The following is a 21,006-nucleotide window of genomic DNA, read 5'->3' as shown; positions in this document are numbered from 1 at the left end:
GATCGCGGACCATGGTTCAAGACGCCAACATCTCCGCCGAGCCGCAGAAGCTCACGACGTCCGACGTGTTCCAGAAGGCGCTGGACGCCGCGGAAGGCGGTCATCTTCGGGAGGCCGAGCGCCTCTATCGCCTGATCCTCCAGGCGCGGCCCATGCCCGAGGCGTTCCGCAATCTGGGCCTCCTGCTGGACCGGCAGGGCCGTTTCGCCGACGCCGAGGCGGTCTATCGCGCCGCGCTGGACGCCGATCCGACCGACCCTGTGGCGCGTCTCCATCTGGCCCTGCTCCTGCTCCAGGACGGCCGCTACCTTGAAGCGTGGCCCTACTACGAAGCCCGCGTGCATCGGCCCGGCGCGCGGCCCAAGCCCAGGTTCAGCTTCCCCGAGTGGACGGGCGAGCCGGTGAAGTCGCTGCTGCTGTGGCCCGAGCAGGGCCTGGGCGACCAGATCCAGTTCGTCCGCTTCGCCCGGGTGATGCAGGATCGCGGGGTGGAGGTGTCGGTCCTCTGCCCGACGCCGTTGGCGCGCCTGTTCGGCCACCTCGGGGTCCGCGTGCTCCCCATGGCCGGCGAGGTCTCGTTCGCGGGGCACGACGCCTGGGCGCTCGAGGCCTCGATGCCCCTGCGCCTGGGCGTGACGCTCGAGACGATCCCGTCGGCGCCCTACCTGCCCGGCGGGGCCGGGGGGCACGGCGTGGGCCTGATGTTCCGTGGTAATCCCGACCACGTCCACGACGCCCTCCGCTCGCTGCCCGACGACGTGGCGGCCGAGCTCACGGCGTTCACGGGCGGCCGCAGCCTCGCGCCCGAGGACACCGGGGCCGCCGACCTGGAGGACACCCGGCGGATCATCGAGGGGCTTGACCTGGTCATCACCGCCGACACCGCCATCGCCCATCTCGCCGGGGCCATGGGCAAGCCCGTCTGGGTGCTCCTGCCGCACAACGCCGACTGGCGCTGGCTGCGCGCCCGCACCGACAGTCCCTGGTACCCTTCCGCCCGCCTGTTCCGCCAGCCGGCGCCCGGCGACTGGAAGAGCGTCGTCGCCGAGGTGCGCCGCGCTTTCGAGGAAGACCGCAGGTGAGCCGGATCGCCGTCGTCCGTCGCCGTCCTCCCGCCGGGGCTCTGAAAGCCGGCGCCGTGGGGGCCGGCGCGCTCGGGGCGACGGCGATGGGATCGCTCCTGCTGGGCGCGGTCGCCGTCGGGGCCATGGCGATCGGAGCGGTCGCGATCGGCCGCCTCGCCGTGGGCCGCATGCGCATCCGCCGCCTGGAGATCGACGAGCTGACCGTCCGGCGCCTGCACGTCCTCGACGAGCGCCCCCGGCGCTAAGCCCCCAGCCGGGCTGCAGGGGCCTTCAGTTCTCCCCGGTATGGCGCTCCGGCGCGCGCGGTGTAGCGTGATGACCGGAGGACCGCCCATGAGCCAGACCCTTCAGATCCGCCGCGTCGCGGGCGCCCTGGGCGCCGAGATCGCCGGCGTGGACCTCTCCCAGGACCTGCCCGACGAAACCATCGCCCAGATCCGCCGGGCCTTGGTCGAGCACCAGGTGATCTTCTTCCGCGGCCAGGACCTGACGCCCGCCCGCCAGGTCGCCTTCGGCGCCCGCTTCGGCCCGCTGAACGTGCATCCCTTCGTCGCCGGCATGGCGGGGAACCCCGAGGTCATGGAGATCATCAAGGAGCCCCAGGACCGGGTGAACTTCGGCGGCGGCTGGCACTCGGACATGAGCTTCCTGGAGCGGCCCTCCATCGGCTCGATCCTCTACGCCGTCGAGATTCCCGAGTTCGGCGGCGACACCCTGTTCGCCAGCCAGGCCGCCGCCTTCGAGGCGCTGTCGCCCGGCCTTCAGGCCACGCTGGAGGGGCTGAACGCCGTCCACTCCGCCAGCCGCGAATATTCCGCCAAGGGCCACTCGGCCCAGAAGCGCGGCTCGATGTCGGTGGCCGAGGCCGACGGCTATGTGGGCGAGTACGTCCACCCGGTGGTGCTCACGCACCCCGAGACCGGCCGCAAGGCGCTCTACGTCAATCCCGCCTTCACGCTGCGCATCGACGGCTGGTCGAAGCGGGAGTCCAAGCCGCTGCTCGACTTCCTCTTCGAGCACTCGCGCTATGAGGGTTTCACTTGCCGCTTCCGGTGGGAGGCGGGCTCGGTCGCCTTCTGGGACAACCGCTCGGTCTGGCACTTCGCGCTGAACGACTACCCCGGCCAGCGCCGCCACATGCGCCGGGTGACGGTCGATCCGTGGCCGTTGGCCGCCTCAGTCTGCGCGGACGCCGCCGCGTTCGCCTAGCCACCCAAGAACGCCCTCGGCCGCCGCGAGGCCGGTGGCGAAGCTGGCCTGCAGCAGGTAGCCGCCGGTGGGCGCCTCCCAGTCAAGCATCTCGCCGGCGACGAACGCGCCGGGGCGGTCCTTCAGCATCAGTCGGTCGTCCACGGCGTCGAGCCTGACCCCGCCCGCCGAGGAGATGGCGCGGGCGAGCCCCTGCGCGCCGGTCAGGCGGATGGGCGCGGCCTTGATCGCCCGGGCCAGGGCGCCGGGCTCGGCCGGCAGGTCCTTGCCGCAGGCCTCGCGCAGCAGGTTGGTTTCCACGGGCGACAGCTTCAGCGCCTTGCGCAGGCGGTTCGACAGGGACTGGCCGCCGCGCGGCTTCGCGAGCCTGGCCGTGACTTCGCCGACGCTCATGTCTGGGCGCAGGTCGATGGTGATCGCGGCCGAACCCTCCGCCTCGATCGCGTCCCGCAGCGGCGCCGACACCGCATAGAGCGCGCCGCCCTCCAGGCCATAGCGGGTGACCATGGCCTCGCCGCGCACGGTGCGGTCTTTGAACGTGAGGGCGATCCCCTTCAGCGGCGTCCCGGCGAAGCCCGCCATCACCGGGCTCCAGGCCGCGTCGAAGCCCATGTTGGCCGGCCGGAAGGGGCGGACCGCCTCGCCCAGGAGCGGGGCCCAGGCGCCGTCGGTCCCGAGCCTCGGCCAGCTCGCCCCGCCGAGCGCCAGCACGGTCGCGTCCGGACGCGCCGCGATCTCGCCGTCCGGCGTGCGGAAGGACAGCGCGCCGTCGGCCGTCCAGCCCGTCCAGTCATGGCGCGTGCGGATCTCAACGCCCAGGTCCGCGAGCCTGGCCAGCCAGGCGCGCAGCAGGGGCGAGGCCTTCAGCGCCTTGGGGAAGACGCGGCCGGAGCTGCCGGTGAAGGTCGGCTGGCCCAGCCCTTCGGCCCAGGCGACCAGGGCCTTGGGCGGGAACGCCTCCAGCATCGGCCGCAGCCAAGGCGCGGCCCCGCCGTAGCGGCCGACGAAGGTCCCGAAATCCTCGGAATGCGTCAGGTTCAGCCCGCCGCGCCCGGCCATCAGGAACTTGCGCGCCGGCGAGGCCATCCGCTCGTAGACCGTGACCGCGCAGCCGGCTTCCGCCAGCCGTTCGGCCGCGAACAGCCCCGCCGGCCCCGCGCCGATGACCGCGACGGCTCTGCCCACGCCCCTACTGGTTCGCCATGGCGATCAGGGCCGACAGGCCGACGCCCATCCCGCGCACGCTTGGCCCCTTCTCGACGTCGATCCATTCGTCCAGGGCGTGGGCCCGGCCGCCCTTGCCGCCCGAGCCGATGGTGACGGCCGGGATGCCCAGGCTGATCGGGATGTTGGAGTCCGTCGAGCTCGCGCCCAGGATCGGCTGCCAGCCCGCCGCGCGGACCGCCGCCGAGGTGATCTGCACGATCTGGGCGTCCTCGCGGGTCGCGCCCGTCGGCCGGTCGCCGATCAGCTTCAGCTCGGCGCTGATCTTGCCCGGGCCGGTGGAGCGGGCGGCGTTCTCGGCGGCCACGGCCTCGTCGACGAGGGTCTTGAACTTCGCGTCCAGCCTGGCGAGCTCCTCGGCGCTCTCCGAGCGCATGTCCACCTCCAGCCAGATGGCGTCGGGGATGGAGTTCACGGAGGTGCCGCCGCCCACGACGCTGGTCGCATAGGTGGTCTTGGGCGACTTGGGGACTTCGAGCCTGTTCATCGCCACCACGGCGTTCCCCATGGCCGCCATCGGGTTGACGATGCCGAAGGCGCCGTAGCTGTGCCCGCCCGGCCCCTTGAAGGTGACGCGGTAGCGCCGCGAGCCGACGGCGCCGTAGGTCACCCGATCGGGGCTGGTCCCGTCCATCGAGAAGAAGGCCGCGATGCGGTCCTTGTATTTTCCCTTGGTGAAGATGTGGCGGACGCCGCGCAGGTCGCCAGGCCCCTCCTCCCCGACGTTGCCGACGAAGAGGATGTCGCGCTTGGTCTTCACCTTGCCGGCGTCCAGCGCCCGGATGTAGCCCAGCAGCACGGCCAGCGAGTGGGTGTCGTCGCCGACGCCGGGGGCCATCAGCTTGGTTCCCTCGCGGCGGACCTTCACGTCGGTTCCTTCGGGGAAGACGGTGTCCAGGTGGGCGGCCAGCACCACCACCTTGCCGCCCGCCGGGCCGGTCCCGCGCCGCAGGCCCATGACGTTGCCCTCGGCGTCCATCTCGACGTCGGTCAGGCCGTGGGCCTTCAGCATCTCCATGTAGGCCTTCGCCCGCGCCTCCTCCTTGAACGGCGGGGCGGGGATCTCGGTAAGGGTGATGGTGTCGGCGACGATGCGCTCGTGCTGGGCGTCCAGGGCCGCGACGGCGGCCTTGAAGCCGGCCGAGCCGCGCACCTGCTGGATCGTCCGGTCGGCCTGGCTGGCGGTGGTCTGGGCGGCCGCGGCGGAGGTCAGCGCCAGGGCGATGGCGGCCGCGGCGAGCGGCGTCACGCGTAACATCGTCATGGAATCCTTGTTCGAAACCTGGGCCATAACAGCCGATACCGCAGCCCGCCGCTAGGCGCTCCCGGCATGGTCTTGCGCATTACGGGAATTTAACGGAACGAGCAGCCCCCGTGGGTTGCCGCCCCCGCCGTCGCCCCCTTAAGCCTTTCCGTCACATATGAAACGGGGAGGCGCGTCGTGCAGAACCGACGGCAGTTGATGATGGCCGCGGGCGCCATGGCCGCCCTAGCCGCGAGCCGGGCCCAGGCCGCGCCCACCGGCGCCGAGGCCCAGCTTTCCGCCTTCCTCGACCAGGTCTTTCAGGAGACGCTGGACGACAGCCCCGAACTGGTCACCTCGCTGGGGCTCGACAAGGGCGGCCGCGCCGCCGCCAAGGCCGAGCTGCACGACGCCTCCCTGGCGGGGATCGAGAAGCGCAAGGCCCGCAATTCCGACCAGCTCCGTCGGCTGAAGGCCATCGACCGCGCCCAGCTCTCGGGCATGGCGGCGGTCAACTACGACACCCTGCTGTTCGAGCTCCAGACCACGGAGGACGGCAACCGCCGCTTCGCCTATCCGTCCGGCGGCAGCCCCTATGTGCTCGCCCAGATCTGCGGCGCCTGGCAGGAGGTCCCCGACTTCCTCGACAGCCAGCACACCGTCGAGACCCGCGAGGACGCCCAGGCCTACGTGGCCCGCCTGGAGGCCTTCGCCCGCAACATGGACGCCGAGGTCGAGCGCGTCCGCCGCGACGTGGGCCTGGGCGTCGTGCCGCCCGACTTCGCGCTCGCCGGCGCCATCGCCGGCATGAAGGTGCTGCGCCAGCCCGCCGACAAGTCCACCCTCGTCACCTCGCTGGTGGAAAAGGCGAAGGCCAAGGGCCTGGCCGGCGACTGGGGCGCGGCCGCCACGAAGGCCTACGAGGGCAAGGTGGTTCCGGCGCTGGACCGCCAGATGGCGCTCCTGGAGGAGCTGAAGGCCAGGGCCAATCACGACGCCGGCGTCTGGAAGCTGCCCGACGGCGAGGCCTACTACGCCCACATGCTGAAGGCCCAGACCACGACCGGGATCACGCCGGACGAGGTCCACAAGCTGGGGCGCGACGTCACCGCCGAGCTCTCGGCCCGCGCCGACGTCCTCTTCAGGCAGCTCGGCTACACCAAGGGCACGGTGGGCGAGCGCTACATCGCCCTCTACGAGAGCAAGCAGGGCGTCTATCCGAACACCGACGAGGGCAAGGCCCGGATCATCGCCGACCTCAACAAGGTGGTGAAGACGATCACCGCGCGGCTGCCCGAACAGTTCGGGACCCTGCCCAAGGCGCCCCTGGAGATTCGCCGCATCCCGGCCGCCACCGAGGGCGGGTCGTCCACCCACTACGAGGGGCCCAGCCTCGACGGCTCGCGCCCCGGCGTCTACTGGCTGAACCTGCGCGACACGGCCGAGAGCCCGTACTGGTTCCTGCCGACCACGACCTATCACGAGGGCCTGCCGGGCCATCACATGCAGATCTCGATGCAGCTCGAGGCCGACCTGCCGATGATCCGGCGGGTGATGGGCTTCGGGGCCTACGCCGAAGGCTGGGCGCTCTATTCCGAGCAGGTTGTCCAGGAGATGGGTCTCTACAAGGGCGAGCCGCTGAACGAGCTGGGCTACATCCACGACGCCCTGCTGCGCTCGGCCCGCCTGGTCACCGACTCGGGCCTGCACCATCTGCGCTGGACCCGCGAGAAGGCCGTCGCCGAGATGCGCGCCATCGAGGGCGACCCCGAGCCGCTCGCCGCCCAGGAGATCGAGCGCTACGCGGTCTGGCCGGGCCAAGCGTGCAGCTACATGGTCGGCAAGGTGACCATCCTGCGCCTGCGCGAGAAGGCGAAGAAGGCCCTGGGCGCGAAGTACGATCCGCGCAAGTTCCACGACGCCGTCCTGCTGTCGGGCTCCATGCCGCTGACCGCGCTGGAGAACGTCGTCGACCTCTACATCGCCCGCGAGAAGCAATCGTAACCACCATCGTCATCCCGGACGGCCGGCGCGGCCGATCCGGGACCCAGGGCGGTGCGCACGGCTCCTGGGTCCCGGCTCTCCACTGCGCTTCGGCCGGGATGATGGGTTTGGAGCCGAGTTCATGACCATCCACCGCCGCCACTTCCTGGCCGCCGCCTCGGCCGCCGCCCTCGCGCCGACGCTGGGCCGCGCCCAAACCCGCGCGCCGGAGGATACGAAGCTCCGCGCGCTCTTCGACCAGATCTTCGAAGAGATCCTCGACGCCTCGCCCGAGAGCGTCACCCGGCTCGGCCTGCACAAGGGCCCGCGCCTGGCCCAGAAGGCCATGCTGGACGACCAGTCCATCGCCGGCCTCGACGAGGACAAGGCCCGCAACGCCCGCAACCTCGCCCGCCTGAAGACCATCGACCGGGCCAAGCTCAGTCCCGGCGAGGTCCCGCACTACGACGCGGTGATGTTCACCACCGAGGCCAACGACGCCGCCAACCGGGCCTACGCCTACGGCAACGGCGGCGCGGGCCAGCCCTACGTCCTCTCCCAGCTCACCGGCGCTTACCAGGACATTCCCGACTTCCTGGGGACCCAGCACACCATCGAAACCAAGGCCGACGCCGACGCCTACCTGGCCCGCCTGGAAGCCTTCGCCGGCGTCATGGACCAGGAGACGGAGCGGGCGAAACGTGACGTGGGCTTGGGCGTCATCCCGCCGGACTTCGTGCTGGAGCGCGCGCTCGCCCAGATGGACAACCTGAAGGTCGATCCGGCCGCCTCGCCGCTGGTCGCCTCGGTCGCCGACCGGGCCAGGGAGAAGGGGATCGCCGGGGACTACGCCGGCCAGGCGGCGAAGATCTACGCGGACAAGGTGGTCCCGGCGCTCGACCGCCAGATCGCCCTCCTGCGGTCGCTTCAGCCCAAGGCCGTGCACGACGCCGGCTGCTGGCGCCTGCCCGACGGCGAGGCCTACTACCGCGATGCGCTGAAGAGCTCGACGACGACCACGCTCACGCCCAAGGAGATCCACGAACTGGGCCTCGAACAGGCCAAGGCGCTCTCGGCCCGGGCCGAGGTCATCCTGCGCGGCAAGGGGCTGACCCAGGGCGCGGTGGGCGAGCGCATCCAGCACCTCTTCAAGGACCCGGAGCAGCTCTACGCCGACACCGACGCGGCCAAGGAACAGCTCATCGCCGACCTGAACGGCCTCGTCCGCGACATGCAGGGCCGGCTGCCCCAGGCCTTCGGCGCCCTGCCCAAGGCGCCGGTCGAGATCCGCCGGGTTCCGAAGTTCATCGAGGCCGGCGCGCCCGGCGGCTACTACAACCGCCCCGCCCTCGACGGCTCCCGGCCCGGCATCTACTGGATCAACCTGCGTGACAGCGCCGAGAACCCGCGCTGGACGCTCAAGACGCTCACCTACCACGAGGCCATCCCGGGCCATCACCTGCAGCGTTCGCTGCAACAGGAGGCCGACCTGCCGATGCTGCGGCGGATCGCGGGCTTCTCGCCCTATTCGGAGGGGTGGGCACTCTACTCCGAGCAACTGGCCCTTGAGATGGGAATGTACGAAGGCGACCCGCTGGGCGAGCTCGGCCAGATCCAGGCCTCACTGTTCCGCGCCGCGCGGCTGGTGGTCGACACCGGCCTGCATTCCATGCGCTGGAGCCGCGAGAAGGCCATCGAGACCATGACCTCGATCGACGGGTCGCCCGCCAGCTCCGCCGCCACCGAGATCGAGCGCTACTGCGTCTGGCCCGGCCAGGCCTGCAGCTACATGGTGGGCAAGCTCACCTGGCTTCGGCTGCGCGAGAAGGCCAAGGCCGCGCTCGGCGCGGGCTTCGACATACGCAAGTTCCACGACGCCACGCTGCTCTCGGGCGCCATGCCCCTGACGGTGCTGGAAGGCGTCGTCGACCGTCACATCGCCCAATCGAAGGCCTGAACCCGATGAAGCACCTCGACCGCCGCAGCTTCCTGCTCGCCACTGCCGGCGCCGCCCTCGCGGGTCCGGCCCTCGCCCAGGAGTCCGAGGACGCCAAGCTGCGCGCGCAGCTCGACCGGATGTTCGAGCAGATGGTGGACGACAGCCCGCGCATGGCCACGTCGCTGGGTCTCGACAAGGGCGCCCGCGCGGCGCTGAAGTCGCAGCTCGACGACAACTCCGCGGCCGGCAAGGCCAAGCGCCTGGAGCGCGCCCGCCGCTGGGTGTCCGAGCTGAAGGCCATCGACCGGGCGAAGCTGTCGGGCCCGTCGAGGATCGACCTCGACGTGGTGCTCTATTCCAACGAGCAGGCCGTCCGGAACGGCGACCGCTACAAGTTCGGCGACGTGGGCGGCAACTTCAGCCCCTATGTGATCAGCCAGCGGGGCGGGGCCTACGCCAACATCCCCGATTTCCTCGACAGCCAGCATCGGGTGACCACCGCCGCCGACGCCGAGGCCTACCTCGCGCGCCTCTCGGCGTTCGCCGTGGCCATGGACAATGACGTGGCCCGCCAGAAGGCGGACGTGGCCGCCGGCGTCGTCCCGCCCGACTTCGTCTGCGACCTTTCGCTGGGCCAGATGCGGGCGCTTCGGGACCAGCCCGCCGACAAGGTGATCCTGACCGCCTCCATCGCCCGCAAGGCCGCCGCCGCCAACCTGGAGGGCGACTGGGCCGGCCGCGCCCGCAAGATCGTCGAGACCGAGGTCTATCCGGCCCTGGACCGCCAGATCGCCGCCATGCAGGCCGTGCGCGCCAAGGCCAAGCCCGACACCGGCGTCTGGGCCCTGCCGGGCGGCGAGGCCTACTACGCCGACGCGGTGAAGGCCTCCACCACCACCAACTATTCCCCCCAGGAGGTTCACCAGATGGGCCTCGACCAGGTGGCCGACATCTCGGGCCGCCTGGACGCCATCCTGAAGGCCCAGGGGCTGACCCAGGGCACGGTGGCCCAGCGCCTCGCCAGGCTGAACGAGGACAAGGCCCAGGCCTATCCCGATACCGACGAGGCCCGCGCCCGGATCATCGCCAACCTCAACAAGGACCTGGCCGACCTCTACGCCCTGCTGCCCAAGGCCTTCGCGACCCTGCCCAAGGCCAAGGTCGAGGTCCGCCGGGTGCCGGTGTTCATCCAGGACGGCGCGGCCAACGGCTACTACCAGGGCGCCGCGCTGGACGGCTCGCGGCCGGCGGCGTTCTACATCAACCTCAAGGAGACGGCCGACTGGCCGCGCTACAACCTCAAGACCCTGGCGGCCCACGAGACCATCCCGGGCCACCACCTGCAGATCGCGCTGGCCCAGGAAAGCAATCGCATCCCCATGCTGCGCCGGACCGGCTTCGGCTTCTCGGCCTTCTCCGAAGGCTGGGCGCTCTACGCCGAGCAGCTCGCCGACGAGATCGGCGCCTATGACGGCGATCCCCTGGGCCAGGCGGGCTATCTCCAGTCCCTGCTGTTCCGCGCGGCCCGCCTCGTGACCGACACGGGCATCCACCACAAGCGCTGGGGCAGGGCGCAGGCCACCCAGTACATGGTCGACACCATCGGCAACACGCCCGCCCGCGCCCAGCGCGAGGTCGAGCGCTACTTCTCCTCGCCGGGCCAGGCCAACAGCTACAAGGTCGGCCACACGGTCTGGGTGAAGGTGCGGGAAGAGGCGAAGGCCAAGCTGGGCCCGAAGTTCGACCTCAAGGCCTACCACGACGCGGTGCTGCTCTCGGGCTCCATGCCGCTGACCGTGCTGGAGCGCCACGTGGCCGACTGGGCGGCGAGCCAGGCCTAGAGGCCTTCCCGATCAGCCGTTCGTGTCCGCTTCCCGCCGCCTGCTGACAAGCCCTGTCAGCAGGCGGGCCTACAATCGCGGCGGGTCAGGCGATCAACTCTTGAAGGAAGCCCGCCATGTCGGACGAACTCGTTTTCTACACCCACCCCATGTCCCGGGGCCGGATCATCCGCTGGATGCTGGAGGAGGTCGGCCAGCCCTACACGACCAAGGTCATGGCCTGGGGCGAGAACCGCCAGCCCGAGTTCCTGGCGGTCAATCCCATGGGCAAGGTGCCGACCATCGTCCACGGCGACACGGTGGTGACCGAGTGCGGGGCGATCTGCGCCTACCTGGCCGACGCCTTCCCGCAGGCGAACCTCGCCCCGCCGCCGGCCAGCCGGCTGCGCGGGCCCTATTATCGCTGGCTCTTCTTCGGGGCCGGGCCCATCGAACAGGCGGTCGGCCTGAAGGCCGCGGGGGTCGAGGTCGACGCCGAGAAGCGGATGATGCTGGGTTGCGGGACCATGGCCGACGTGCTCGACACGATCGAGTGTGGGCTCACCGGCCGCGACTACCTCGTGGGCGACAGCTTCACCGCCGCCGACCTCTACCTGGCCTCTCACCTGGGCTGGGGGATGCAGTTCGGCACGCTCGAGAGGCGGCCGGTGTTCGAGGCCTATGTGGCGCGCTGCGGCGCCCGCCCGGCGGCGGCGCGCGCCAACGAGATCGACGACGCCCTCATGGCGAAGATGCAGCCCCAGGCCGAGCCGGCTGAATGAGGTCGAAGCGGTTGCCATAGAGGTCCTCGAAGACCGCGACGGTCCCGTAGGGCTCCCGTCGCGGCGCCTCCAGGAAGCGGACTCCGGCCGCGGTCATCCTGGCATGGTCGCGGTCGAAGTCGTCGGTCTCGATGAACAGGAAGACGCGCCCGCCCGCCTGGTCGCCCACCGCTCGGGCCTGATCGCCTGTCGCGCGGGCCAGCAGCAGGCCGGCCTGCCCCCCTTTCGGGCGCACCATGACCCAGCGCTTGCCGCCGCCCTGGCCAGAATCCAGGCCGCTGTCCTCCACCAGCTCGAAGCCGAGCTTCTCCACATAGAAACCGATGGCCTCGTCGTAGTCGCGGACAAGGAGGGCGGTGAGGGCGATGCGCATGGCTCGCGCAGTCTAGCTCCTCCCCCGAGAAACGGGGGAGGAGCCTCTGCCCTAAGCCCCCGCCCGCGCGTGGTGGGCGGCTTCCTCGGCGAGCTTCCCGTGCAGCTCGCTCATGTGGTCGAAGTCGGCCTCGAAGGCGCCCAACCCTTGCGTCAGGCCGCGCAGCTCGGCGATCAGGCCCTGGCGCTCGCTCTGCGGCAGGTAGGCCTCGATCTTCTCCCAGCCGCGCCAGTCCTCGCGGGGCGCGAGCCCCAGGATCTGGCCCCGGCGGGCGGTCAGCGCCGAGGTCACGTTCGAGGCGCTGGGCGAGGGCGAATAGACCACCAGCTTCTCGATCGGCTCCAGGAGGATGGTGCCCACGGCCTTCAGGGCGTCCTCGATGGCCAGGCGGCCGGCCGTGCGGAAGGCCATTTCCGAGGAGTCCACGCTGTGGGTGAGCCCGTCGGTGAGCGTCACCTCCAGGTCGGTGACCGGGAAGCCCAGCGGTCCCTGGGCCAGCCCGTCGCGCACCCCGTCCTCGACCGCCGGGATCCACTGTTTCGGCACCGCCCCGCCCACGATCTTCGAGCTGAACACGAAGCCCGAGCCGCGCGGCAGGGGCTTCACCTCGATGGTCACGTCGGCGAACTGGCCGTGGCCGCCGGACTGCTTCTTGTGCCGCGCCCGCTGGGTGGTCCCGCGCTGGAGGGTTTCACGATAGGGCGTCTTCGGCTGCTGGGTGTCGATCTCCACCCCGAAACGCCGCTTCAGCCGCTCCAGCGCCAGCCGCACATGGCCCTCGCCCTGGCCGGCCAGCAGCACCTGCCGGGCCTCGGCGTCGTGGGTCAGCGAAAGGCCCGGGTCCTCCTCGATCAGCCTGCCCAGCGCCGAGGAGAGGCGGACGTCGTCGTTGCGGTTCTTCGCGATCAGGGCCACGGCGAACAGCGGCCGCCTGGACCGGACCGCGGCCTTCACCTGCTGCGGCCGGCCGGTGGTCGACAGGATCTGGCCGGCCTGCGCCGCCTCCACCTTGCCGATGGCGCAGACGTCGCCCACCGGGGCTTCGGCGATCTTCTTCAGCGCCCCGCCCTGCACGGTGAAGAGGCCGCCGGCCCGCTGCTTCTGGCCGTCGGGCAGGACGAACTCGGCGCCATCGGGGAGCTTCGCGCCGAACACCCGGGCGTAGGCCAGCTTGCCGGACTGCCCGGCGTAGGCGGCCTTCAGCACATAGGCGCCGGCCTCGATCCCGATGCGCTCGGCGGCCTTCGAGACCGGCGGCGTCTCGTGGCGCAGGGCCTTCAGCAGGCGGCGCACGCCGAAGCCGTTCTGGGCCGAGCCGAAGAACACCGGCACGATCAGCCCCTCGTTCATCTCGCGCACGAGATCGGCGAACACCGCGTCGCGGCTCGGGACCACGTCGGACAGGAGCTGTTCCAGCAGTTCGTCGTCGAAGTCGGCGATCTGCTCCAGCATGTGGAAGCGCGCCTCCGCCTCGGCGTCCCTCAGGTCGCCGGGGATGTCCACCTGCTGGCTGGGCTGGCCGGGCCGGTAGACGAAGCAGCGTTCCAGCGCCAGGTCGATGAAGCCCGAGACCTTCTCGCCGTCCCAGGTGGGGATCTGGCGCGCCACCAGCGGTGCGGACGAGACGGGGGCGAGTGCGTCCAGCAGGTCCTTAAGCGCCCCCCGGGCCTGGTCCATCTTGTTGATGAAGAGGGCGTGAGGCACGCCCATCCGCTCCAGCTCGCGCAGGGTGGGCTGCAGCAGGACGGCCTTGGCCGGGTCGGGCTCGGCCACCACCACCGCCAGGTCCACGGCGGGCAGGGCGGCGTCGATTTCCGCGCAGAACTCCAGCGATCCCGGGCAGTCGATGACGGCGTAGCGGTCGCCCATGAAGGTGAAGCCCGCCAGGTTCAGCTCCACCGAATGGCCGCGGGCCCGGGCCTCGGGGCTGGAATCCCCCACCTCGCCCCGTCGCTCGGCGGCGCCGGTGGCCTGCAGCAGGGCCTCCATCAGGGCGGTCTTGCCGGCGCTTGTGGGGCCCACGAGCGCGAGCGCCCGAACGGACCCCTTGTCCTGGATTGCCATGGTCGTTCTCCCATCGCCGAAGGCGCTCTGGACGCCCCGATCCTGCGAGGTCCGAACGCGTCCAAGGCGTCTGTTATGGGCGGCCGACGACCGACTGGGCCGGCCAACGCCGCCCGATGGAAAAACCCTACGCCCGCGCTCGCCGGCTTGGCTAGCGGCGGGCCGTTCGCCTTCTCGTGATGGGGGTCAGACGCCCGCCGTCGTGCGGCGGGGACGGAGCATCCGCTGGCGGTCCTTCAGCACGGCGTAGAGCCGCTCGCGCTGGTGCTCCCCGGCCGGCAGGGCGATGCGCGTGTGCTGGATCTCCAGGTCGTGCCCGGCCTCGCTGGACAGCTTTTCCATGGCCTGGGGGTCGAGCCGCCAGAGCAGGTCCACGAGGTCATGCACCAGCAGCTCGAGCGTCGCGACGCGCGAGACCAGGTCCCTGCGGCTGGTGCGAATCTCCTCGTTCATCTGGAGTAGGCCCTGGGATTACGCTTAACAGTCGCGCGATCCTGGCGCCCTACATCTTAAGGTTTCGATAGTCCCCGAGGCGCAGGTGCTGACTCCTGGAGGGTAAATTTGCCGGAGCTTCCCGTCCGTCCGACGGCCCGCGTCGTCCTGCTGGACCCCGAGGACCGCATCCTGCTCATGAAGGGCCGCCTGCCCAGCGCCAAGAACCGGCCGGGCGCCTGGTTCACGGTGGGCGGCGGCGTGGAGCCCGGCGAGACGGTGGTGGAGGCCGCCGTGCGTGAGATCCGCGAGGAGACCGGCATCGCCGACTTCGAACTCGGCCCCGTGCTCTGGGTGCGGGAAGGCGTCATGCGGATGCCTGAACCGACGCTGTTCCAGGAAAGCTACCTGCTGGCCCGCTGCGACGGCGGCGAGCCCGACCGCCAGGGCTGGAACGCGCTGGAACGCGAGCTGATCGACGACATCCGCTGGTGGCGGCGCCAGGAGCTGCTCACCACGACCGACCGGGTCTTCCCGCCGGGCCTCGCCGAGCTGCTGGAGGACGTGCTGGCCGGCCGCCTGCCGGCCGAGCCCCGGGTCATTCCCTGGGTCTGACCGTCACCGTACTGTCGGGCGGCTCCGGTAAGGGAATCCCATGCTCACCCTGATGCTCGCCGCCGCCATCGCCGTTCCCGCCGACTGCGATGTCGAGAAGCCCTCTGGCGCCCCCGGATGTACGCGCGCCGTCGTGGACGCCCTGCCGATGAACGCCCTCCAGGCCATCGGCACGCACAACAGCTACAAGATCGCCATCCCGCCGAACGAGCTCGCGGCCATCCGGGCGGCCAACCCCCGCGAGGCCGACCAGCTCGACTACGCCCACCGCCCGCTGAAGGAGCAGCTCGACGCCGGAGCCCGCCAACTCGAGATCGACGTCGCCTACGACCCCCCGAACGGGGACCTCCAGGGCGGCCTCTACGCCACGCCGCTCGGCCACCGCATGGCCGGCGCCAAGGCCGAGCCCTACGACTTCACCCCGCTGAAAGGGCCCGGCCTGAAGGTCCTGCATGTCCCGGATATCGACTACCGCTCGGTCTGCTCGCGGTTCACGGCCTGCCTGGGCGACATCCGCGCCTGGTCGCTGGCCCACCCGGACCACGCACCCCTCCTGATCCTCCTCAATCTCAAGGAAGGCGGGCTGGACCTACCCGGCGCGGTCAAGGCGCCCCTCTTCGACGCCGCGGCGATGGACCTGATCGACGCCGAGATTCGCTCGGTCTTCCCCGAAGCCGCCCTCATCACCCCCGACCGGGTGCAGGGCGCTTATCCAACCCTGCGGGCGGCTGTGGCGGCCGGCGCCTGGCCGAGGCTTTCCGAGGCTCGGGGCAAGGTGATGTTCGCCTGCGACTGCGAGGCCGAGCAGGTCGCCCGCTACCGCGGCGAGCGCCGGTCGCTTGAGGGCCGCGTGGCCTTCGTCAACATCGAGGAGACCTCGCCGGCGGCGGGCTACATCACTCTCAACGAGCCCCAGGCCCAGGCCGAGCGCATCCGCGCGGCGGTGAAGGCCGGGATCATCGTCCGCACCCGCGCCGACGCCAACACCTGGGAGGCCCGCCGGAACGACCGCGCCCGCCAGGCCGCCGCCTTCGCCTCGGGCGCCCAGTACGTGTCCACCGACTACATGGTTCCGGACCCGCGCTTCGGTCCCTACGACGTCCGGCTGCCCGGCGGCGGCGCGGCCCGCCTGAACCCGGTCCGCTAGAGGGGCGACACCGTCTCGGCCGATGAGCGCTCGGGCGCCGGCGGCGGGGGAAGCGGCCCAGCCCGCGGTCCAGGCCGCGCATATCGCCGCGGTCAGCATGCCGCGCATGGCCCACGCCTGAGGCGTCCCTCGCATGGAGGGGTTCAACGCCTCTGGCGGGCGCGTTGCCGCCAAGGAGAAACGGCGGGCTCCCCGGGGAACCCGCCGTCCGTATCCTAGCCGGTGACCTTCAGGTTGGTCGCCGAGGTCTTGCCCGACCGGCGGTCCTGCTCGAGGTCGAAGTCGACCGTCTGGCCCTCGTTCAGGCCCGACAGGCCGGCCTGCTCGACCGCCGAGATGTGGACGAAGATGTCCTGGCCGCCGCCTTCCGGCTTGATGAAGCCGAAGCCCTTGGTCGGGTTGAACCACTTCACCACGCCCGAGCCCGAGCCCATCACCGCGCCGCGCGGGCGCTCGCCGCCGAAGCCGCCGCGCGAGCCGCCCCCGAAGCCGCCGCCGCCGTAGCCCCCGCGGTCGCCGCCGAAGCCGCCGCGATCGCGGTCGAAGCCGCCCGAGCGGCGCGGGGCGGGCGCGCCCTGGGCCGTGACCACGATCGACGTCGCGGCCAGCTTGCCCGAACGCCGATCCTGTTCGAGTTCGTACTCGACCTGGTCGCCCTCGTTCAGGGCGTCCAGCCCCGCCTGAGCCACCGCCGAGATGTGAACGAAGATATCCTGTCCGCCGTCGTCGGGCTGGATGAAACCGAAGCCCTTAGCCGTATTGAACCACTTGACCGTGCCGCTCGCCATTCGCCGTAACCTACCGATAGAAGAGTCTGCGCCGCCGGCTTGGGCGACGCCCGGCCAATCCACGCGACGAGCCGTGCGGGAGTTGTAGCTGCGGAAAGGGACCAAGGCCAGCGCCGGTGACACGGTTCGCCAAACGGCCTATGGGGGCGCCCTTTCGACCACAGGTGGAGGCCAGGGCTCTTGAAGAGCATCTGCATCTATTGCGGGTCTTCCCCGGGGACCGATCCGCGCTTCATGGAAGCGGCCGTCGAGGCCGGGACCCTGATCGCCAAGGCGGGCCTGACGCTGGTCTACGGCGGCGGCCGGGTGGGCCTGATGGGGGCGACGGCCGACGCCGCCCTTGCCGCCGGCGGCAAGGTGGTGGGCGTCATGCCGGCCGACCTGGTCAGCCAGGAGATCGCCCATGCCGGCCTGACCGAGCTGAAGGTCGTGAACTCCATGCACGAGCGGAAGTGGGCCATGGCGGAACTCGCCGACGGCTTCCTCTGCCTCCCGGGCGGCCCGGGCACCTTCGAGGAGATCTTCGAGCAGTGGACCTGGGCGCTGCTGGGCTTCCACGCCAAGCCGTGCGGCTTCGTCAACGTGGGCGGCTACTACGACCTCCTGCGCCAGACGATCCAGCAGATGGCCGACAACGGCTTCATCGCCCAGCAGTACGTGGACATGCTGGTCTACGCCGACAGCGTCCAGGAGGCCCTGGACCGCTTCGCCGCCTACGTCCCGCCCCCGCCGAAGTGGGGCGTCCGGCCGGTGGAGCAGCGGTACTAGGGCGCATCGACCCGAGCGCAAGCTACAAGTGTAAACCTGACTGTCAAGCGTGTCGCTGGCGTGACGGGCGCGGCGCCGCTAGCGTTCCCGTCAGGAGAGACCATGACCGCCGACTCGCAGACCCCCGCCGGCCACGCCCGGATCGGCGTCCTGGGCGCCTCGGCCCTGGTGGCCGGAAGCATGATCGGCTCGGGCGTCTATCTCCTGCCGGCCACCATGGGGGCGGTGGGCTCCATCTCCATGCTGGGCTGGGTGGCGGCGACCGGGGCGGCGCTGGCCATTGCCGGCATGTTCGCCTGGCTGGGGCCGGCCGCGCCCGAGGCCAGGGGACTGGCGGGCTATGTCCAGGCCGGGCTCGGCCGGTTCTTCGGCGTGCAGACGACGGTCGTCTACTGGTGCCTCTGCTGGTTCGGCAACGTGGCCATCGCCCTCGCCGTGGCGGGCTATGCGGGCTACCTCGTCCCGGCGCTGGCCGGCGGCGGGGCGAGGCTCGCCACCACCATCGCCGTCATCTGGCTGACCGTGGTCGCCGCCTGGATCGGCCCGCGCCTGGTGGCCCGGATCGAGGGCTGGACGCTCGCGCTGGGGCTCCTGCCGGTGGTCGCCGCCGCCGTCTTCGGCTGGCTGTGGTTCGATCCCCAGTTGTTCGCCGCCTCGTGGAATCCCCGCGACCTCAGCGCCGCCGCCGCCATCCGCGAGTCCGGCCTCAACGCCTTCTGGGCCTTCCTGGGACTGGAGAGCGCCGCCGCCGTGGCCGCCGTGGTCCGCGATCCCGCCCGCAACGTGCCGCGCGCCACCCTCACCGGCGTGCTGGCCGCCGCGCTCGTCTATGTGGCCGCCTCGGCCGCCCTGATGGGCATGATGCCCGCCGCCGAGCTCGCCCGCTCGGACGCTCCCTTCGCCGACGCCGCGCGCATCGCCATCGGCGTGGGCGGCGGAACCCTGATCGCCGCCTTCGCCTTCATCCGCACCGCCGGCTGCCTCACGGGCTGGACCCTGGTGGCCTCCGAGACCACCCGCGGCGCCGCCGACGAGGGGGCTTTCCTGCCCGCCTTCCGTTCGCGGCCGGGCGAGCGGGCCTCGGCGATCAACCTTCTGGCCGTGGGCGTGCTGATGAGCCTGGTGGCGGCCATGACCGTCACCCCCACGCTCGGCGAGCAGTTCGGCGTGCTCATCAACGTGGCGGTCCTGCTCAGCCTCTACGCCTATGCGCTGGCCGGCCTCTCGCTGATCCGCCTCTCGGGCCGGTTCACGCCCGGCAGGCGGGTCCTGGCCATCGCCACGGCGCTGGTCGCCATCGGCTGCTCTTTGGCCCTGATCGCTACCGGCAAGCCGCACGAGCTGCTGTGGAGCCTCGCCCCCGTCGCCGCCGGCGCGGCCCTGTATCTTCCCCTGCGCCGGCGCTAGTAGTTCCCGGTCACCAGAGCGGAGGGGCCCCATGCTGGCGGTGGACTTCTACATCGGCGAGGACGCGCTGAAGGCCGACCGGGCCCGCATCCTGCGCCGCACCTGGCAGTTCGTGGGGCCGCGCTCGGCCCTGACCCAGGCCGGCGACTACCTGGCAGACGTCATCGGCGGGGCGCCGGTGGTCGTGGTCCGCAACGCCGAGGGCGGGCTCGCCGCCTTCCACAACGTCTGCCGCCACCGCGCCGGCGCCCTGGTGCCGGACGGGGAGGGCAACTGCGGGGGCCAGTTCACCTGCCGATACCACGGCTGGAAGTACACGCTGGACGGCCGCCTGCGCAGCGCCGTCGACTTCGGCCAGGCGCCGGGCTTCGACCCGCGCCAGTACGGCCTCTTCCCGATCCGCGTGGAGACCTGGCGCGGCATGGTGTTCGTGAACCTGGACCTGGCCGCCCCGCCGCTGGCCGAGTTCATGGCCCCGCTCGACAAACGCTGGGCCGCCGACCTGCCGGAATACGCCTTGACCGAGAAGCGCACCCACCTGATCGGCTGCAACTGGAAGACCTACGTCGAGAACTACCTCGAGGGCTACCACCTCAACATGGTCCACCCCGAGTTCGACCAGGACATCGTCGTCGCCGACTACAAGGTCGAGATCGAGGGCGAGGTGATCTTCCACTCAGCGCCCGCCCGCGACGGCTCGGTGAACGCCGGCCTGTGGGCCTGGATGTGGCCGAACCTCGCCATCAACGCCTACCGCCACGGCTACATGGTCGAGCGGATGACCGCCGTTGGCCCCAACACCACCCGGCTCGACTATTTCTACTTCTTCGATCCCGCCCGGACGGCAGAGCTGGCCGACATGTTCGTGGTCTCGGATCGCGTGACCAAGCAGGACAAGGACGTGTGCGAGGAAGTCTGCCGAAATCTGGAGGCCGGCGTCTATCGGGGCGGGGTGCTGTCGCCCAAGCACGAGGCCGGCATCGCCTGGTTCCAGGCCAAGGTCGCCGAGGCCCACGGCGCGCCCGAGCCCTCCCGCATGGCGGCGGCGTCGTGAGCGTGCGCGGCCTCCTCGCGGGCCTGGCGCTCGCCCTTTCCGCCTTCGGCGCCGCGCTGGCCGCGCCCGAACCCAAGGCGGCGGATTTCGTCGTCCGCGACTTCCGCTTCCGCTCGGGCGAGACCCTGCCGGAGCTTCGGCTGCACTACTACACCCTGGGGACCCCGCACCGGAACGCCAGGGGCGAGATCGACAACGCCGTCATGGTGCTGCACGGCACCGGCGGGTCGGGGCGCCAGTTCCTCCAGCCCCAGTTCGCCGATGTGCTGCTGGCGCCGGGCGGCCTGCTCGACCCGGCGAAGTATTTCATCATCCTGCCCGACAACATCGGCCACGGCGGCTCGTCCAAGCCCAGCGATGGCCTGCGCGCACGCTTCCCGAAGTACGACTACGCCGACATGGTCGAGGCCCAGCACCGCCTCGTCACCGAGCACCTGGGGATCAAGCAGCTCCGCCTGCTCATGGGCACGTCCATGGGCTGCATGCACGGCTTCCTGTGGGCCACGACCTGGCCGGACGGCGCCCGGGCGCTGATGCCCATGGCCTGCCAGCCGGTGGAGATCGCCGGCCGCAACCGCCTGTGGCGGCGCATGGCCATCGAGGCGATCACCTCGGACCCCGCCTACCAGGGCGGCGATTACGAGGCCCAGCCGGTCCAGGGGCTGAGGACCGCCGCCGACCTCCTGATCATCGCGGGCTCCGCCCCGATCCAGATGCAGCTTTCCATGCCCACCGGCCCGGCCGCCGACGCCTGGCTGGCGACGGAGCTGCCCCGCCGCATCGCCGGCATGGACGCCAACGACTTCATCTATCAGGTCGCCAGCTCCCGGAGCTACGACCCCTCGAAGGACCTGGAGAAGATCACCGCGCCCATGACCTGGGTGAACTCGGCCGACGACTTCATCAACCCGCCCGAACTGGGGATCGCCGAGGCCGCCGCCAGGCGCCTGAAGACCACCCGCTACGTCCTGCTCCCGGCCAGCGAGCAGACCCGCGGCCACGGCAGCCACACCTGGGCGGTGCTCTGGAAGGACGAGCTGGCCGACCTGCTGAAGCGGAGCGAGTAGGGACGC

At 71.2% G+C, this 21,006-nt stretch carries 19 protein-coding genes and 2 pseudogenes; 13 read left to right on the top strand and 8 right to left on the bottom strand.

Annotated features, from left to right (window positions below; translation table 11 throughout):
- Positions 1-11 precede the first annotated feature (11 nt).
- From ACK4TT_RS00315 to ACK4TT_RS00305, 3 genes are all read left to right on the top strand, one after another.
- A complete protein-coding gene (locus ACK4TT_RS00315) occupies positions 12-1,082 on the top strand; it encodes a tetratricopeptide repeat protein (protein WP_409635905.1) in 1,071 nt (356 codons plus the stop codon).
- Entirely contained in the window at positions 1,079-1,330 is a 252-nt protein-coding gene (locus tag ACK4TT_RS00310; RefSeq protein ID WP_409635907.1) for a hypothetical protein, read from the top strand. Before ACK4TT_RS00315 ends, ACK4TT_RS00310 begins: the two co-directional genes overlap by 4 nt.
- 88 nt (positions 1,331-1,418) lie before the next feature.
- Positions 1,419-2,294 carry a TauD/TfdA dioxygenase family protein gene (locus ACK4TT_RS00305; protein ID WP_409635910.1) on the top strand — a complete coding sequence of 292 codons (876 nt, stop codon included), beginning with the start codon at positions 1,419-1,421 and terminating at the stop codon, positions 2,292-2,294.
- Here the strand turns inward: ACK4TT_RS00305 and ACK4TT_RS00300 are convergent.
- Together ACK4TT_RS00300 and ACK4TT_RS00295 are read right to left on the bottom strand one after the other, a co-directional pair.
- On the bottom strand, positions 2,262-3,479 hold the full coding sequence (locus tag ACK4TT_RS00300) for a TIGR03862 family flavoprotein (protein ID WP_409635913.1): 1,218 nt from the start codon (positions 3,477-3,479) through the stop codon (positions 2,262-2,264). The two genes, ACK4TT_RS00305 and ACK4TT_RS00300, sit on opposite strands and share 33 nt — an antisense overlap.
- A 4-nt stretch (positions 3,480-3,483) precedes the next feature.
- On the bottom strand, positions 3,484-4,782 hold the full coding sequence (locus ACK4TT_RS00295) for a M20/M25/M40 family metallo-hydrolase (RefSeq protein ID WP_409635916.1): 1,299 nt from the start codon (positions 4,780-4,782) through the stop codon (positions 3,484-3,486).
- Positions 4,783-4,980: 198 nt separating this feature from the next.
- On the opposite strand from ACK4TT_RS00295, the gene ACK4TT_RS00290 reads away from it, so the two are divergent.
- Complete coding sequence (locus ACK4TT_RS00290; protein ID WP_409636139.1) at positions 4,981-6,765, top strand: DUF885 domain-containing protein; 1,785 nt, start codon at positions 4,981-4,983, stop codon at positions 6,763-6,765.
- Here the strand turns inward: ACK4TT_RS00290 and ACK4TT_RS00285 are convergent.
- A pseudogene (locus ACK4TT_RS00285) lies at positions 6,738-6,866 on the bottom strand (hypothetical protein); the annotation flags it as partial. The gene ACK4TT_RS00290 and the pseudogene ACK4TT_RS00285 sit on opposite strands and share 28 nt — an antisense overlap.
- A gap of 20 nt (positions 6,867-6,886) precedes the next feature.
- Here ACK4TT_RS00285 and ACK4TT_RS00280 point away from each other — a divergent pair.
- The 3 genes from ACK4TT_RS00280 to ACK4TT_RS00270 all read left to right on the top strand — a co-directional run bounded on the left by ACK4TT_RS00280 (position 6,887) and on the right by ACK4TT_RS00270 (position 11,285).
- Positions 6,887-8,701 (top strand): DUF885 domain-containing protein, encoded by a 1,815-nt coding sequence (locus tag ACK4TT_RS00280; RefSeq protein ID WP_409635919.1) that lies wholly within the window; start codon positions 6,887-6,889, stop codon positions 8,699-8,701.
- A 5-nt stretch (positions 8,702-8,706) separates the two neighbouring features.
- On the top strand, positions 8,707-10,524 hold the full coding sequence (locus ACK4TT_RS00275; RefSeq protein WP_410212093.1) for a DUF885 domain-containing protein: 1,818 nt from the start codon (positions 8,707-8,709) through the stop codon (positions 10,522-10,524).
- 116 nt (positions 10,525-10,640) lie between these two features.
- Positions 10,641-11,285 (top strand): glutathione S-transferase family protein, encoded by a 645-nt coding sequence (locus tag ACK4TT_RS00270; protein ID WP_409635924.1) that lies wholly within the window; start codon positions 10,641-10,643, stop codon positions 11,283-11,285.
- Here ACK4TT_RS00270 and ACK4TT_RS00265 read toward each other — a convergent pair.
- The 3 genes from ACK4TT_RS00265 to ACK4TT_RS00255 form a co-directional block, all read right to left on the bottom strand.
- A complete protein-coding gene (locus ACK4TT_RS00265) occupies positions 11,245-11,658 on the bottom strand; it encodes a VOC family protein (RefSeq protein WP_410212092.1) in 414 nt (137 codons plus the stop codon). The genes ACK4TT_RS00270 and ACK4TT_RS00265 overlap by 41 nt on opposite strands.
- Positions 11,659-11,709: 51 nt before the next feature.
- Entirely contained in the window at positions 11,710-13,722 is a 2,013-nt protein-coding gene (locus ACK4TT_RS00260) for an elongation factor G (protein ID WP_410212091.1), read from the bottom strand.
- A 186-nt stretch (positions 13,723-13,908) separates the two neighbouring features.
- On the bottom strand, positions 13,909-14,175 hold the full coding sequence (locus ACK4TT_RS00255; protein WP_409635929.1) for a hypothetical protein: 267 nt from the start codon (positions 14,173-14,175) through the stop codon (positions 13,909-13,911).
- 108 nt (positions 14,176-14,283) lie between these two features.
- On the opposite strand from ACK4TT_RS00255, the gene ACK4TT_RS00250 reads away from it, so the two are divergent.
- Positions 14,284-14,769: an NUDIX hydrolase gene (locus tag ACK4TT_RS00250; RefSeq protein WP_410212090.1), complete on the top strand. Its 486-nt coding sequence runs from the start codon at positions 14,284-14,286 to the stop codon at positions 14,767-14,769.
- A gap of 40 nt (positions 14,770-14,809) precedes the next feature.
- Entirely contained in the window at positions 14,810-15,916 is a 1,107-nt protein-coding gene (locus tag ACK4TT_RS00245; RefSeq protein ID WP_410212089.1) for a phosphatidylinositol-specific phospholipase C1-like protein, read from the top strand.
- Positions 15,917-16,131: 215 nt separating this feature from the next.
- On the opposite strand, the gene ACK4TT_RS00240 is transcribed toward ACK4TT_RS00245, so the two are convergent.
- Together ACK4TT_RS00240 and ACK4TT_RS00235 are read right to left on the bottom strand one after the other, a co-directional pair.
- A complete protein-coding gene (locus ACK4TT_RS00240) occupies positions 16,132-16,350 on the bottom strand; it encodes a cold-shock protein (protein WP_409636142.1) in 219 nt (72 codons plus the stop codon).
- 165 nt (positions 16,351-16,515) lie between these two features.
- Positions 16,516-16,704, bottom strand: a pseudogene (locus ACK4TT_RS00235) (cold-shock protein); the annotation flags it as partial.
- A 180-nt stretch (positions 16,705-16,884) separates the two neighbouring features.
- On the opposite strand from ACK4TT_RS00235, the gene ACK4TT_RS00230 reads away from it, so the two are divergent.
- From ACK4TT_RS00230 to ACK4TT_RS00215, 4 genes are all read left to right on the top strand, one after another.
- Complete coding sequence (locus ACK4TT_RS00230; RefSeq protein ID WP_409635938.1) at positions 16,885-17,472, top strand: TIGR00730 family Rossman fold protein; 588 nt, start codon at positions 16,885-16,887, stop codon at positions 17,470-17,472.
- A gap of 102 nt (positions 17,473-17,574) precedes the next feature.
- Positions 17,575-18,879, top strand: coding sequence for an amino acid permease (locus ACK4TT_RS00225; RefSeq protein WP_410212088.1), 1,305 nt, complete (start codon positions 17,575-17,577; stop codon positions 18,877-18,879).
- Between the two features lie 31 nt (positions 18,880-18,910).
- Complete coding sequence (locus ACK4TT_RS00220) at positions 18,911-19,933, top strand: aromatic ring-hydroxylating oxygenase subunit alpha (RefSeq protein WP_409635944.1); 1,023 nt, start codon at positions 18,911-18,913, stop codon at positions 19,931-19,933.
- Entirely contained in the window at positions 19,930-21,000 is a 1,071-nt protein-coding gene (locus ACK4TT_RS00215; RefSeq protein WP_409635948.1) for an alpha/beta fold hydrolase, read from the top strand. Before ACK4TT_RS00220 ends, ACK4TT_RS00215 begins: the two co-directional genes overlap by 4 nt.
- Positions 21,001-21,006 lie beyond the last annotated feature (6 nt).

Source organism: Phenylobacterium sp., assembly GCF_046463815.1.
Lineage (GTDB): Bacteria > Pseudomonadota > Alphaproteobacteria > Caulobacterales > Caulobacteraceae > Phenylobacterium.
The sequence above is the reverse complement of the archived record's forward strand: the minus strand, read 5'-3'. Positions and strand labels throughout refer to the sequence as shown.

Coding starts and splice junctions, on each gene's coding strand:
- ACK4TT_RS00315 (WP_409635905.1), top strand. CDS start 12: ATGGTTCAAGACGCCAACATCTCCGCCGAGCCGCAGAAGCTCACGACG.
- ACK4TT_RS00305 (WP_409635910.1), top strand. CDS start 1,419: ATGAGCCAGACCCTTCAGATCCGCCGCGTCGCGGGCGCCCTGGGCGCC.
- ACK4TT_RS00295 (WP_409635916.1), bottom strand. CDS start 4,782: ATGACGATGTTACGCGTGACGCCGCTCGCCGCGGCCGCCATCGCCCTG.
- ACK4TT_RS00290 (WP_409636139.1), top strand. CDS start 4,981: ATGATGGCCGCGGGCGCCATGGCCGCCCTAGCCGCGAGCCGGGCCCAG.
- ACK4TT_RS00280 (WP_409635919.1), top strand. CDS start 6,887: ATGACCATCCACCGCCGCCACTTCCTGGCCGCCGCCTCGGCCGCCGCC.
- ACK4TT_RS00275 (WP_410212093.1), top strand. CDS start 8,707: ATGAAGCACCTCGACCGCCGCAGCTTCCTGCTCGCCACTGCCGGCGCC.
- ACK4TT_RS00270 (WP_409635924.1), top strand. CDS start 10,641: ATGTCGGACGAACTCGTTTTCTACACCCACCCCATGTCCCGGGGCCGG.
- ACK4TT_RS00265 (WP_410212092.1), bottom strand. CDS start 11,658: ATGCGCATCGCCCTCACCGCCCTCCTTGTCCGCGACTACGACGAGGCC.
- ACK4TT_RS00260 (WP_410212091.1), bottom strand. CDS start 13,722: ATGGCAATCCAGGACAAGGGGTCCGTTCGGGCGCTCGCGCTCGTGGGC.
- ACK4TT_RS00255 (WP_409635929.1), bottom strand. CDS start 14,175: ATGAACGAGGAGATTCGCACCAGCCGCAGGGACCTGGTCTCGCGCGTC.
- ACK4TT_RS00245 (WP_410212089.1), top strand. CDS start 14,810: ATGCTCACCCTGATGCTCGCCGCCGCCATCGCCGTTCCCGCCGACTGC.
- ACK4TT_RS00240 (WP_409636142.1), bottom strand. CDS start 16,350: ATGGGCTCGGGCTCGGGCGTGGTGAAGTGGTTCAACCCGACCAAGGGC.
- ACK4TT_RS00225 (WP_410212088.1), top strand. CDS start 17,575: ATGACCGCCGACTCGCAGACCCCCGCCGGCCACGCCCGGATCGGCGTC.
- ACK4TT_RS00220 (WP_409635944.1), top strand. CDS start 18,911: ATGCTGGCGGTGGACTTCTACATCGGCGAGGACGCGCTGAAGGCCGAC.